The organism is Pseudomonas sp. OF001 (assembly GCF_904426495.1).
In the GTDB taxonomy this organism is placed as follows: domain Bacteria; phylum Pseudomonadota; class Gammaproteobacteria; order Pseudomonadales; family Pseudomonadaceae; genus Geopseudomonas.
In genome coordinates, this window is the sequence record NZ_CAJGBM010000014.1 from 50,150 (window position 1) to 64,173 (window position 14,024).

The 14,024-nt window shown below is 66.6% G+C and carries 10 protein-coding genes; 4 read left to right on the top strand and 6 right to left on the bottom strand.

Features of this window, described 5'->3' with window-relative positions; translation table 11 throughout:
• Positions 1-42: 42 nt before the first annotated feature.
• Positions 43-1,506, bottom strand: a complete 1,464-nt coding sequence (gene dbpA, locus RA210_RS10750; RefSeq protein WP_201486433.1) for an ATP-dependent RNA helicase DbpA — start codon at positions 1,504-1,506, stop codon at positions 43-45.
• A gap of 547 nt (positions 1,507-2,053) precedes the next feature.
• On the opposite strand from dbpA, the gene RA210_RS10755 reads away from it, so the two are divergent.
• The 4 genes from RA210_RS10755 (at position 2,054) to RA210_RS10770 (ending at position 6,657) form a co-directional block, all read left to right on the top strand.
• A complete protein-coding gene (locus tag RA210_RS10755; RefSeq protein ID WP_201486434.1) occupies positions 2,054-2,314 on the top strand; it encodes a DUF4212 domain-containing protein in 261 nt (86 codons plus the stop codon).
• 6 nt (positions 2,315-2,320) lie between these two features.
• A complete protein-coding gene (locus tag RA210_RS10760) occupies positions 2,321-4,090 on the top strand; it encodes a sodium:solute symporter family protein (RefSeq protein WP_201486435.1) in 1,770 nt (589 codons plus the stop codon).
• A gap of 100 nt (positions 4,091-4,190) precedes the next feature.
• A complete protein-coding gene (locus tag RA210_RS10765) occupies positions 4,191-4,709 on the top strand; it encodes a hypothetical protein (protein ID WP_136489381.1) in 519 nt (172 codons plus the stop codon).
• Between the two features lie 106 nt (positions 4,710-4,815).
• Positions 4,816-6,657 carry a putative nucleotidyltransferase substrate binding domain-containing protein gene (locus RA210_RS10770; protein WP_201486436.1) on the top strand — a complete coding sequence of 614 codons (1,842 nt, stop codon included), beginning with the start codon at positions 4,816-4,818 and terminating at the stop codon, positions 6,655-6,657.
• Between the two features lie 21 nt (positions 6,658-6,678).
• Here the strand turns inward: RA210_RS10770 and RA210_RS10775 are convergent, their stop codons facing one another.
• The 5 genes from RA210_RS10775 to rarD form a co-directional block, all read right to left on the bottom strand.
• Complete coding sequence (locus RA210_RS10775) at positions 6,679-7,404, bottom strand: 3'-5' exonuclease (RefSeq protein WP_201486437.1); 726 nt, start codon at positions 7,402-7,404, stop codon at positions 6,679-6,681.
• On the bottom strand, positions 7,401-9,248 hold the full coding sequence (locus RA210_RS10780) for a putative nucleotidyltransferase substrate binding domain-containing protein (RefSeq protein ID WP_201486438.1): 1,848 nt from the start codon (positions 9,246-9,248) through the stop codon (positions 7,401-7,403). Before RA210_RS10780 ends, RA210_RS10775 begins: the two co-directional genes overlap by 4 nt.
• An 81-nt stretch (positions 9,249-9,329) precedes the next feature.
• Positions 9,330-9,878: a glutathione peroxidase gene (locus RA210_RS10785; RefSeq protein ID WP_201486439.1), complete on the bottom strand. Its 549-nt coding sequence runs from the start codon at positions 9,876-9,878 to the stop codon at positions 9,330-9,332.
• A 199-nt stretch (positions 9,879-10,077) separates the two neighbouring features.
• Positions 10,078-12,252: a malate synthase G gene (locus RA210_RS10790; RefSeq protein WP_201486440.1), complete on the bottom strand. Its 2,175-nt coding sequence runs from the start codon at positions 12,250-12,252 to the stop codon at positions 10,078-10,080.
• A gap of 825 nt (positions 12,253-13,077) precedes the next feature.
• Positions 13,078-13,974, bottom strand: coding sequence for an EamA family transporter RarD (rarD, locus tag RA210_RS10795; protein WP_201486441.1), 897 nt, complete (start codon positions 13,972-13,974; stop codon positions 13,078-13,080).
• Between the last annotated feature and the right edge of the window lie 50 nt (positions 13,975-14,024).

Below are 14,024 nucleotides of genomic sequence, written 5' to 3' on the forward strand. Positions count from 1 at the left end.
GCCGTCAGTCGGCTGGCGCGGGCGTCCGCCGGCGCCTGCGCCTCAGAGGATCCGCGCCTTGAAGTGGCGGCCCTTGACCTTGCGTTCGCTCAGGCGCTGCAGCGCCTCGCGGGCCAGCTCGCGCTCCACCGCCACGTAGGCGTTGTAGTCGTAGAGGGCGATCTTGCCGATGCGTGCGCCCGGCAGGCCGTCTTCGCCGGTGAGGGCGCCGAGGATGTCGCCGGGGCGCAGCTTGTCCTTGCGCCCGCCGTTGATGCACAGGGTGGTCATCGGTGGCAGCAGGCGCGCGTCGTCCAGCGGCTTGAGGTTGTCCAGCCTGGCCCAGTTCAGCGGCGTCTGCTGCAGCGCTTCGATGGCGCTGGCGCGGCTGGCCTCGCTCGGCGCCACCAGCGACAGCGCCAGGCCCTTGGCGCCGGCGCGGCCGCTGCGGCCGATGCGGTGGATGTGCACCTGCGGGTCGCGGGTCAGCTCGAAGTTGATCACCGCCTCCACGGTGTCGATGTCCAGCCCGCGTGCGGCCACGTCGGTGGCTACCAGCACGCAGCAGCTCTGGTTGGCGAACATCGCCAGCACCTGGTCGCGCTCGCGCTGCTCCAGGTCGCCGTGCAGGGCCAGCGCGGAGATCTTGCGCGCGTTGAGCGCGGCCGCGACTTCCTGGCACTGCGCCTTGGTCTGGCAGAACACCACGCTGGAGGCCGGGCGGAAGTGCAGCAGCAGGCGCGCCACCGCGTCCAGGCGCTGGGCGGGATCGACCTCGTAGAAGCGCTGTTCGATCTGGCTGTCGTCGTGCAGCGCCTCCACCTCGACCCGCTGCGGCTGGCGCAGGAAGCGCGCGGCCAGTTGCTCGATGCCCTCGGGATAGGTGGCGGAGAACAGCAGGGTCTGCCGGCGCGCCGGGGTCTGCTCGATGATCGCGGCGATGGCGTCGACGAAGCCCATGTCGAGCATGCGGTCGGCCTCGTCGAGGACCAGGCGGTTGAGGCCGTCGAGCCTGAGGCTGCCGCGGTTGAGGTGCTCGAGCACCCGCCCCGGCGTGCCGACCACGATGTGCGCGCCGTGCTCCAGCGAGCCGATCTGCGGGCCGAAGGGCACGCCGCCGCACAGGGTCAGCACCTTGACGTTGTCCAGGCCGCGGGCCAGCAGGCGGATTTCCTTGGCCACCTGGTCGGCCAGTTCGCGGGTCGGGCACAGCACCAGCGCCTGGCAGCCGAAGTAGCGCGGGTTGAGCGGGGCCAGCAGGCCGAGGGCGAAGGCGCAGGTCTTGCCGCTGCCGGTCTTGGCCTGGGCGATCAGGTCGCCCCCGGCGAGGATGATCGGCAGGCTGTGCGCCTGGATCGGCGTCATCTGCCGGTAGCCGAGGGCATCCAGGCTGGCGAGCAGGGGGGCGGGCAGGGGCAGGGTGGCGAAGGCGTCGGTCACGGGGCGGGCCTGGGTGGAAACAAGGCCGGACAGTCTAGCAGGTTGGCGTGTGGGTGCCGCAGAGCGCCGGTTGAGTGGCTCTTGCATCGGGTCCAATGCCGGTTTCGCTGTCGTGCCTGCGGCTGTCGCGATCCGCTCGTTCGGTTGCCGGTGTGCGCAGTCGTGAATGAAAAGATTCTTTCCTGAGCCGAAAGGGTGCCGTCGGAGCAGGGGACTTTCGGCACGCTGATTTGTCGCCAAATATTGCTGTGGCTGCCCTGGCATCCAGCACACTCGGCCTATCCGCCGGGCCTGAAATCGGGATTGCCGTTTCCATCGCCGGGGATTGCCGGGGCCGGCGCGACGCCCGCGCCTTGCCGCTGATCCCGGGTGCGGAGGTTTGCCGCTGCGGCAAGCCCGGGAGCCTGGCGGGATGTGCCGGGAGTTGCGCTTGTCGAGCACATGCCCCGGACAACGCACCATGACCTGTCCGTCCGCGCCGGTCGAGGGGCTCGCCATCGCCGTGAGCCGGCGGAGCGGGAGGCGTCTGGGACGGGCTTCAGACTAAAGTCGGGGATTACTTTTGTCGCAGCCCCTTTGTTAGATTCAGGATGTGGTTCTTTCACCTGCAATAAAAACAATACGGAGAAAGGTAATGGCAGACGATAAGAGCAATTCTGCTGCGTACTGGAAGGCAAACGTTCGCCTTATCACATGGAGCCTGGTGGTCTGGGCTCTGGCTTCATATGGTATCGGCATTCTTCTACGCCCGGTGCTGATGGGTATTTCAGTCGGCGGAGCGGACCTGGGCTTCTGGTTCGCTCAGCAGGGATCCATCATCACGTTCATCGCGCTCATCTTCCACTACGCGTGGAGGCTGAACAGGCTGGACAAAGAATTCGGCGTCGAGGAGTAAGCCAGCATGAGCCAATTTGTAATCAATATGCTGTTCGTAGGGGCGTCCTTCGCTCTCTACTTCGGTATCGCGGTCTGGGCTCGCGCCGGATCGACCAAGGAGTTCTACGTCGCCGGCGGTGGCGTGCATCCGGTAACCAACGGCATGGCCACGGCGGCTGACTGGATGTCCGCGGCTTCCTTCATTTCCATGGCTGGTCTGATCGCTGCCGGCGGCTACTCCACCTCGGTCTACCTGATGGGCTGGACCGGTGGCTACGTGCTGCTGGCCATGCTGCTGGCGCCCTACCTGCGCAAGTTCGGCAAGTTCACCGTACCGGACTTCATCGGTGACCGCTTCTACAGCCGTGGCGCGCGCCTGGTGGCGGTGATCAGCCTGCTGCTGATCTCCCTGACCTACGTGATCGGCCAGATGGCCGGTGCCGGTATCGCCTTCTCCCGCTTCCTCGAAGTGAGCAACTCGGCCGGTATCTGGATCGCCGCTGGCGTGGTGTTCGCCTATGCGGTATTCGGCGGCATGAAGGGCATCACCTACACCCAGGTGGCCCAGTACGTGGTGCTGATCATCGCCTACACCATCCCGGCGGTGTTCATCGCCTTCCAGCTGACCGGCAACCCGATTCCGTCGCTGGGCATGATCGGTACCCACGTCGAGTCCGGCATGCCGCTGCTGGCCAAGCTGGATGCCGTGGTCACCGATCTGGGCTTCGCCGCCTATACCGCCGACGCCAGCAACAAGCTGAACATGATCCTGTTCACCCTGTCGCTGATGATCGGTACCGCCGGTCTGCCGCACGTCATCATCCGCTTCTTCACCGTGCCGAAGGTGGCCGATGCCCGCTGGTCCGCCGGCTGGACCCTGATCTTCATCGCCCTGCTGTACCTCACCGCTCCGGCCGTGGCTTCCATGGCGCGCCTGAACCTGATGACCACCGTGTATCCGCAGGGTACCGAGGCTCCGGCCCTGTCCTATGAAGAGCGTCCGCAGTGGGTGAAGACCTGGGAAGAAACCGGTCTGATCAAGTGGGAAGACAAGAACAGCGATGGCCGCGTGCAGTTCTACAACGACGCCAACGCCCAGTTCACCCCGACCGCTACCGAGCGCGGCTGGAACGGCAACGAGCTGACCGTCAACAACGACATCATCGTGCTGGCCAACCCGGAAATCGCCAACCTGCCGTCCTGGGTCATCGGTCTGATCGCCGCGGGCGCCATCGCCGCTGCGCTGTCCACCGCTGCCGGTCTGCTGCTGGCCATCTCTTCCGCCGTGAGTCATGACCTGATCAAGACCCTGATCAATCCGAAGATCAGCGAAGCGAATGAAATGAAGGCCGCACGGATCTCCATGGCGGTATCGATCCTGCTGGCCACCTGGCTGGGTCTGAATCCTCCGGGCTTCGCGGCACAGGTAGTGGCACTGGCATTCGGTCTGGCGGCAGCGACCCTGTTCCCGGTCCTGATGATGGGTATCTTCTCCAAGCGCGTGAACGACAAGGGCGCGATCGCAGGCATGGTCGTCGGCCTGCTGGTCACCATCGTCTACATCTTCATGTACCTGGGCTGGTTCTTCATTCCGGGCACCGCGACCTTCGCCAACACTCCGGACAACTGGCTGTTCGGCATCTCCCCGCAGGCCTTCGGTTCGGTGGGTGCGATCATCAACTTCGCCGTGGCCTACGCCGTGTCGCTGGCTACCGAGGCTCCGCCGAAGGCAGTCCAGGATCTGGTGGAGAGCGTGCGTACTCCGAAGGGTGCTGGTGCCGCACTCAGCCACTAAGCAATAATGCGACCAGAAGCCAGATTAATAATCTGAGCCATGGTTGAAGCAAACATCGGGCTTCCATTTGGAGGCCCGATGTTTTTTGAGGAGGCTATATATGATCTGGCATCTGATTGCCGCAATCTGCGCAGCCCTGGCGGGTGCGGGAATCGCATTGGTATTACGCAGCCTGACGCGCAAGCGGCTGCCGAAGTGGATCATTCCGGCATTCGCGGGTCTGGGGATGCTTTCCTATACCATCCACTATGAATACACCTGGTTCGATGCCAAGCAGGTGCGCCTGCCGGAAGGTTCCGTGATCGTCTCGAGCGAAAAGGGCGACATGCTCTGGCGCCCCTGGACGGCCCTGTTCCCGATGCCGCTGGCCTATACGGTGCTGGATTCCGCCAATGCGCAGATCGAGGAGACCAGTCGCGGGCGCATGGGCCGTTTCGTGCTGTATCGCTTCGAGAAGCAGCACCTGATGTCCACCGTGACCAGCGCCACCTATCAGCTGCTATGCAGCGAGCAGGCGATGTTCAGGCTCAATGAGGCCGGTCAGGCGAAGTTCGAAACCATGACCAGGCTGGAGCAGGACGCGCCGCTGTATCGGGCCATCTGTGCCGCCAACGGCTGAGCGGCCGCTGCGGACTTCGCGCCCCCGGTCGAATCGATGCATCCGGGGACCGGGCTTGCCGCTTCGAGCGTCTGACAGGAACAACAATCAGGACGGAGAGCTTGTCATGTCGGTTTCGTTCAAGATGGATAACCTGCCCTTCAGTCTGCTGGATGCGCGGGAGCAGGCCTTGCTGAGCGACAGCCTGGAGATTGCCAGCTTCCACAAGGGCGAGGCGATCATCGAGGCGGGCAAGCCGCCGCAGGGCGTATTCGTCATCGCCAGAGGCCGCGTCGCGGAAAGCGATGTGGCCGAGCCGGATGCCGATGGCAAGCCGCTGGCCAGCCACGTTTTCGTGCATTACGAGGACGAGGACTATTTTGGCGGCTGGTCCGCGATCAATGGCGTGGCGATCCACAACTTCATCGCGGTCGAGGAAACCATCGGCCATGTGCTGCCGACCAGGATCCTGCTGGAGCTGATGGCCAGCAACCCGCGGTTTGCCGACTACTTCCAGCAGAGCCTGGCGGCCAAGCGGGAGATCGTCGCGCAGCACGGGCAGAGCCAGGACATGACCGAGTTCATGCTGGCTCGGATCAGCGATGGCATGGTGCGCGAGCCGCCGATCGTGGCGGGCGGCACCAGTCTGCACGAGGCGACCCGTCTGATGCGCGAGATGAAGTCGGACTGCCTGCTGGCGAGGAAGGGCAACCGCTACGGCATGGTGACCCGCACCGACCTGCTCGATGCGGTGGTGCTGAAGGGGATGCCGCTGGCCACGGATGTCGCCGAGATCGCCAGCTACCGCCTGGTCACCGCGGAGCCCGACGACTACCTGTTCAATGCACTGATCCTGATGACCCAGCATCAGATCGAGCGGGTCGTGGTCATGGGCGAGGACGGCGCCCTGGTCGGGGTCGTCGAGCTGACCGATGTGCTCAGCCACTTCTCCAGCCATTCCCACGTCATCGGCCTGCGCGTCGAGCGCGCCAACACCGTCGAGGAACTGCGCGAGGCGGCGCTGGGGCTCACCGACCTGATCCGCGCGCTGATCTCCACCGGGGTGAAGATCCGCTTCACCATGGAGCTGCTGGCCGCCATGAACGGACGGATCATTTCCAGGCTGTTCGATCTGCTCATTCCCCAGGACATGCGCCCGCACGTCTGCCTGATCGTGATGGGCTCCGAGGGGCGCGGCGAGCAGATCATGAAGACCGACCAGGACAATGCGCTGCTGGTGCGCGACGGGCTGGAATGGCCCGGGATGATGGACACCATGCGCCACTTCAGCGAGACCCTGATCAGCTTCGGCTTCCCGCCCTGCCCGGGCAACATCATGGTGTCCAATCCCGAGTGGGTGAACTCGATCGACGAGTGGGCGCGCAAGCTGACGCACTGGAGCCACAGCTACGATGGCGCGTCGGTGATGAACCTGGCCATCGCCGTGGATAGCAAGCCGATCGCCGGCAACATCGCCCTGTTCAAGGTGGCGAGGAACGCCTTCCTGCGCCGGGTGCAGAGCAACGACATCTTCTTCTCGCACTTCGCCAAGGCCGCGCTGAACTTCGATACGCCGCTGACCATCTTCGGCAACCTGCGCGACAAGGAGCAGCTGGACATCAAGAAGGGCGGCATCTTCCCCATCGTCCACGGGGTCAGGACCATGGCGCTGGAGCAGCGCATCCTGGAGACCAACACCTTCAGGCGCATCGAGGCGCTGGTGGCGATGGGCCGGATGGACAAGGCCATGGGCGAGAACCTCGGCGAGGCCCTGTCGATCTTCATCCAGTTGCGCCTGAACCAGCAGATGCAGCGTATCGAGGCCAGCGCGAAGGGCCAGGACCGGACCCCCAACCTCATCGACCTGCAGAAGCTGAACAAGCTCGAGCGCGACCTGCTGCGCGATGCCCTGCACGTGGTGAAGGACTTCAAGAAGCTGTTCGCGTTGCGTTACCACATCAACGCCTGAGGCGCGCCCGCGAGGCCGCGCTCAGATGGAGCGCTGCGCGGCCTCGCGGGCGCGCTGCCAGTACCTGACCCGCTCGGCCAGTTCGTCGACCCGCTCGATGCCCATGCGCCGGGCGCGGTTGAACAGGATCAGGGCGATTTCCGCAGTGGCCAGGGCATCCGCCGAGGCGTGGTGGCGCTGGGCGATGTCGAGGCCGAAGTAGTCCATCCAGAAATCCAGGCTGCCGCGCCGGGTCAGCACCTCGGGGAACAGCATGGGCGCCAGATCGGCGACGTCGAGGAAGGGGTTCTCCAGGCTGTAGCCCAGTTCGTGCTTCAGCGCGCGGGCCAGCATGCGCTGGTCGAAGGGCGCGTGGAAGGCCAGCATCACGCTGTCGGCGGCGAACTCCATGAAGCTGAGCAGGGCCTCGGCCGGCGGCTGGCCGGCGGCCAGCTCGCTGGGCGCGATGCCGTGGATCAGCACGGCCTCGTTGACCTTGACCTGGCGGCGCAGGGTGCATTCGAACTGCTGCGCCATGTCGATGGCGCCACCGTCGATGGCGACCGCGCCGATCGAGATGACGATGTCGCGGCTGAGGTTCAGGCCGGTGGTTTCCAGGTCGAGCACCACGAAGCGCTGCCGGTGCAGCGGGGTCGCCAGCGCGGGCGGCGGAGGCGGCGGCAGCGCCCGCAGACGCTGGCGCTGCTGGTCGTCGAGTTCCAGGTGGCGGCGCTGCAGGCGGGACAACAGGGCGCGGATCGGATTCATAGCTGGTAGCGCACGCTCAGGCTGCTCTGCAGGCGCTGGGCCTGGCGGAAGGACTCGCGCAGGATGCGCCGGTCCAGTTGATTGAGGGTGTCGGGATCGAGGCGGTTGCTCAGCGGCTGGCCGGCGCGCTCCTGGCGCTGGTGCAGCTGCATGCGCGTCATCTGGATGAAGTGGTAGGCCTCCTCGTAGGCGGCGGCGTCCTGGGCCTTGAGCACGCCGCGCGCGCCCAGCTGGCGCAGGCGTTCGAGGGTGTTGCACTCGCCGATGCCATGGGCGAGGGCGAGGATGCGCACCCCTTCGACGAAGGGCATCAGGCCTTCCACCTTGATGTCCAGGGTGTCCTTGTCGTCACCACGGCTGGCGACGATGAAGTCGCGGAAGCGGCCGATGGGTGGCGGATGGCGCAGGGCGTTGGCCGCCATCATGTGCTGGAACAGGCTGTTGCCCTCGATCATCCCGAGCAGCGCTTCCTGGAGCTGCCGGCAGCCTTCGCTCGGCCCCCAGACCGGGCGCAGGTCGAAGAAGATCGACGAGTGCATCAGGTTGTCGCGGGTCGGACTCTGGATCATCCCGCTGAAGCGGCGCAGCCACTCCTGGCGCGACAGGCACAGCTCCGGGTTGCCGGCCATGATGTTGCCGTTGCACAGGGCGAAGCCGCAGCGGTCCAGCGCGGCGTTGATCGCTCGGGCCAGCGGCAGCAGGCGCCCCTCGCTGCCGAACACCAGCCAGGTGAAGGGCACGCCGGGATCGCCGTGCGCCTCGATCATCAGCTCGATGACCCGCGCCACGGTGTGGTCGTTGAGCAGGGTGATGATGTGGGTCAGCTGCTCCGGGTTGGCGCCATGGGCGAGCATGTTGTCGATCAGGTGGGCGATTTCCTCGCGCAGCTCGACCAGGGTGTCGATATGCGGCGCCGCGCTGATGGTGCGCGCCAGATGCACCAGGTCGACGCGCTGCAGGGAGAACAGGTCGCGCTCGGACAGCACGCCGACCAGCCGGCCCATCTCCACCACGCAGATGTGGGCGATGCGCCGCCGGGTCATGGTCAGCGCCGCCTCGAAGGCGGTGGCGGTCGGCGGCAGGTGGATGGGATCGGGGGTCATCAGCTCGTCGAGCGGCTGCTGCAGGTCGCCGCTGCCGTCGGCGATCACCCGGCGCAGGTCGCGCAGGGTGAAGATGCCGATGGGGTAGTGGCGGTCGTCGATCATGATCAGGCTGCCGACGTGCTTCTCGTGCATCAGCTTCACCGCATCGCGCAGGCTGATGCCGCTGCGGCAGGTCACCGGCTCGGGGGCGGCGAGGATGTTCAGGCGGGTCTCCAGCGAATAGCGGGCGCCGAGGCTTTCCGCAGCCTGCATCTGCACCTGCTGCTGCACCTGGCCGACCAGGCTGCTGACCCCGCGCAGGGCGAAGTCGCGGAAGGCCTCCGACTGGTTGTAGGTGTGGACGAAGGCGGCGCGGCCGAGCTGCAGGCAGAAGGTGTCCTCGGCGGCGATGTAGTGACTGCGGGTGGCGCGCTCGCTGACCATGGCCGCCACCGGGAAGCATTCGCCCGGGGCGATCTCCTGGGTGGTCTCCATGCCGTCGCCGCTGAGGGTCGGCCGCTGGCCGAGCACCAGCCCCTGCTTGACGATGTAGACATCCTCGATCTTGCCGTCGCTCGGGCCGACGATCGGATCGCCGGCGGCGTAGAAGCGCAGGCGGCACTGCTCGACCATCTGCGCCAGGTGGCTGAGTTCCATCTGGTTGAACGGGGCATAGCGCAGCAGGAAGTGCATGGTGCCCTGGATGTTCTGCAGGACGGCGGTCTTGCCGACCTCCGCGAAACCATCGTTCTTGCTCATCTTGCGGTTCTCCGGGGGCGTCCGTTGATGATTCGCGCGGCACCCTGGCGCAGCCCCTGATCTGCGCCAGGCTGGCTGCACTCAGGGCTGCGACGCGATGGCCTGTTCCACGGCCGCGAGCAGTTTCGCATCATCCGGTCCGGTCATGCTGGAGAAACTGGCCACCACCTTGCCCTGGCGGTCGATCACGTACTTGTAGAAGTTCCAGCGCGGCGGCCCGCTCTGCGCGGCGAGGTTGCGGAACAGCGGGATGGCCTCCTGGCCGGTGACCTTCTGCACGGCGCTCATGCTGAAGGTGACGCCGTAGTTGACGTAGCAGACCGTGGCGGTTTCCGCGGCGTCGTCGGCCTCCTGGCGGAAGTCGTCGGACGGCACGCCGAGCACCTCGAGGCCCTGGCCACGGTAGCGCTGGTAGAGCGCCTCCAGGCCCTTGAACTGGCCGGTGAAGCCGCAGTGGCTGGCGGTGTTGACCACCAGCAGCGGCTTGCCGGCGAAGCGGCACAGGTCGATGGGTTCCTTGCCGCGCAGGGGCGGCAGGCTGCCTTGCAGCAGCGGGCCGCAGTCGGCGGCCTGGACACCGAGGCCGCCCAGCAGCAGGGGCAGGCCGAGGAGAAAACGTAAACGGCGCATGGCTGTCTCCGGAGTGGGTCTGTCAGGTACCCATCGGGCCACGCTAACCGCCCGTCGTGTCGCTGGCAATCGGCCATTGGCCGTGTCCGGCCGGTTTTTGCCGGGCCACAACGCACGACGCGCCGCCTCCCGGGGGAGCGCGGCGCGTCGTGGACGGGAGCGCAGGACACTCCCGGGTTGCCGGCAGGCCGGCGGGGTATTACTGGGCGTTGCGAGCCTTGAACTCGCGACGACGGCGGTGCAGCACCGGCTCGGTGTAGCCGTTGGGCTGCCTGGTGCCTTCGATGCACAGTTCCAGGGCGGCCTGGAAGGCGATGTTGTCGTCGAAGTTCGGCGCCATCGGCCGGTACAGCGGGTCGTTGGCGTTCTGGCGGTCCACCACCAGGGCCATGCGCTCGAAGGTCTCGCGTACCTGGGCCTCGGAGCACACGCCGTGGCGCAGCCAGTTGGCGATGTGCTGGCTGGAGATGCGCAGGGTGGCGCGGTCTTCCATCAGGCCGATGTCGTTGATGTCCGGCACCTTGGAGCAGCCGACGCCCTGGTCGATCCAGCGCACCACGTAGCCGAGGATGCCCTGGGCGTTGTTGTCCAGCTCGTTCTGGATCTCCTCGGCGCTCCAGCTGATGCTCGGCGCCAGCGGGATGGTCAGGATGTCGTCCAGCGAGGCGCGCTCGCGCTTGGCCAGCTCCTGCTGGCGGGCGAACACGTCGACCTTGTGGTAGTGCAGGGCGTGCAGCGCGGCGGCGGTCGGCGACGGTACCCAGGCGGTGTTGGCGCCGGCCATCGGGTGGACGATCTTCTGCTCGAGCATGCCGGCCATCAGGTCGGGCATGGCCCACATGCCCTTGCCGATCTGCGCGCGACCGGACAGGCCGGTGGCCAGGCCGATGTCGACGTTCCAGTTCTCGTAGGCCTTGATCCAGGCGGCGTTCTTGATGTCGCCCTTGCGGATGAAGGCGCCGGCCTCCATGGAGGTGTGCAGCTCGTCACCGGTGCGGTCGAGGAAGCCGGTGTTGATGAACACCACGCGCTCGCGGGCGGCCTTGATGCACGCCTTGAGGTTGACGGTGGTGCGGCGCTCCTCGTCCATGATGCCGACCTTGAGGGTGTTGCGCGCCAGGCCGAGGACGTCCTCGATGCGGCCGAACAGCTCGTTGGTGAAGGCGGCTTCTTCCGGGCCGTGCATCTTCGGCTTGACGATGTACACGCTGCCGGTACGGCTGTTCTTGCGGCTGGTGTTGCCGCTGAGGTTGTGGATGGCGATCAGGCTGGTGACCAGGCCGTCCATGATGCCTTCCGGCACCTCGTTGCCGTCCTTGTCGAGGATCGCGTCGTTGGTCATCAGGTGACCGACGTTGCGCACGAACAGCAGGGAACGGCCGTGCAGGGTCAGCTCGCCGCCATTGGCCGCGGTGTAGACGCGGTCCGGGTTCATGGTGCGGGTGAAGGTGGTGCCGCCCTTGGCCACTTCCTCGGCCAGGTCGCCCTTCATCAGGCCCAGCCAGTTCTTGTAGGCGATGACCTTGTCTTCGGCATCGACCGCGGCGACCGAGTCCTCGCAGTCCATGATGGTGGTCAGCGCGGCTTCCATCAGCACGTCCTTCACGCCCGCCGCGTCGGTCTTGCCGATCTGGCTGTTGCGGTCGATCTGGATCTCGAAGTGGATGCCGTTGTTCTTCAGCAGCACGGCCTTGGGCGCCGCGGCCTCGCCCTGGAAGCCGATCAGCTGGGCCGGGTTCTGCAGGCCGGTGCTGCCATTGGCCAGGCTGACGACCAGCTTGCCGCCGTCGATGGCGTAGCCGGTGGCGTCGACGTGGGAGGCGCCTTCCAGCGGCGCGGCCTCGTCGAGGAAGGCGCGGGCGAAGGCGATGACCTTGGCGCCGCGCAGCGGGTTGTAGCCGGCAGTCTTCTCGGCGCCGTCGGTTTCCGGGATGGCGTCGGTGCCGTACAGGGCGTCGTACAGCGAGCCCCAGCGGGCGTTGGCGGCGTTCAGGGCGAAGCGCGCGTTCATCACCGGCACCACCAGCTGCGGGCCAGCCATGCGGGCGATCTCGTCGTCGACGTTCTCGGTGGTGGCCTGGAAGTCTTCGGCTTCCGGCAGCAGGTAGCCGATTTCCTGCAGGAAGGCCTTGTAGGCCACGGCGTCGTGGCCCTGGCCGGCGCGGGCCTGGTGCCAGGCGTCGATCTTGGCCTGCAGCTCGTCACGCTTGGCCAGCAGGGCGCGGTTCTTCGGCGCCAGGTCGTGGATCACGCTGTCGGCGCCAGCCCAGAACTGGTCGGCGCTGACGCCGGTACCGGGAATGGCTTCGTTGGTGACGAAGTCGTAAAGGGCTTTGGCGACCTGCAGGCCACCGACTTGCACGCGTTCAGTCATTGCTTGCCTCACTCTGCTTGGCAGCCGCCTGGGACTGCGGCCACGCCGTTCATGTAGTGCTCGGTCGCTGGATACTACATGAAGCCGGATGAGAAATGTATGAAGGGCAGGGCGCACTTCGACAAAAGTCGTGGAAAACCGCGACCCAAGGCCGATGCCGGGTGGTTGTCCACAGCGTCGGCGGGGCTGTGGCCGGAGGTGCCCGGCGCTTGTCCCCGTTTGGCGTGGATGGGGCTGTGGACAAGCATGGGGCACAGTGCTGCAGGCCAGGCGTGGCGCGGTCTGCAGGCGATCGATCGATTCTTGATCAGCGCCGCCGGGGTTATGCACGGCGGACGTGGATGCGCCTGTGGACAACCTCTGGAGCGCTGGCTGCAGCCCAGTGCTGGCGGGCCCTGGCGGCGTCTGGCTGTTTTTTGAGCAGGATTTTTTCCACAAGCTGTGGAAAAGCCTTCCTCGCGGCCCTGTGCACAGGCCGTTGTTGTCCACACGGGAGGTGGATCAGGGTGTGGACAAGCTGCGCGCAGCTGTCTGCAGGCCACGGCTGGCGTGGCCTGCAGGTGGTTGGTCGAATCTTGAGCAGCAGCCGGCGAGCGCGTCGGCACGGGGTTTTCCACAGTGGCGGGGGATCAGCCTGTGGATAAGCTCGGGATGGATCGCCAGGCCGCGCCAGCCGCGGGCTGCGCAGGGGGGCTGGCGATTTTCTGCACAGCCCGGCCGGCGGCGCTTGTGCACAGTGGAGGTGAACCACCCTGTGGACAACCTCGGGGCAGTCGGCTGCAGGCCGCGGTTGGCGCGGCCTGCAGGGAGTTGATCGAAAAACGATCAGGCGGGGCTGGTGGCGCGGCGCAGCCCGCGCAGGCTGTCGAGGCTGAACACGGCGAGACCCAGCCAGATGCAGGCGAAGGCCAGCAGTTGCGGGCCCTGCAGCGGCTCGCCGAACAGCAGTACCGCCTGCAGCAGAACCAGGGTCGGCGCCAGGTACTGCAGGAAGCCGAGGCTGGCGTAGGACATGTGCCGCGCGGCGGCGTTGAAGCAGACCAGCGGGATCAGCGTCACCGGCCCGGCGGCGGCCAGCCACAGGGCGTCGCTGCCGCTCCAGAAGCCGGGCTGGGCGCTCTGCGCGGCCGGATGCAGCAGCAGCCAGCCGAGCGCCGCCGGCAGCATCAGCCAGGTCTCCACCACCAGGCCGGGCAGCGCCGCCACCGGCGCCTGCTTGCGGATCAGGCCGTAGAAGGCGAACGACAGCGCCAGCAGCAGGGAGATCCACGGCAGGCTGCCGAGCTGCCAGACCTGCTGGGCCACCCCGGCGGCGGCGAGCAGCACCGCCAGCCACTGCAGCGGGCGCAGGCGCTCGCCGAGCAGCAGCATGGCCAGCAGCACGTTGAGCAGCGGATTGATGTAGTAGCCGAGGCTGGCCTCGACCATGTGGCCGTTGTTCACCGCCCACACGTAGGTCAGCCAGTTGGTGGCGATCAGCGCGCCGCTGGCGGCGAGGATGCCCAGCCGGCGCGGATTGTCGCGCAGCTCGCGCCACCAGCCGGGATGCTTCCAGGCCAGCAGCAGCAGGCTGCCGCACAGCGCCGACCAGAGCACGCGGTGGACGATGATCTCGAGGGCGGGGATCTGTTCGATGGCCTTGAAGTACAGCGGGAACAGGCCCCAGATGAGGTAGGCGGTGAGGCCCAGGACAAGCCCCCGGCGCGGGGTGGCGGTGCTCATGGCGGCTCCAATTCTTAGGAAGCTAAGTAAATGAGTGCACCATTCTAGGG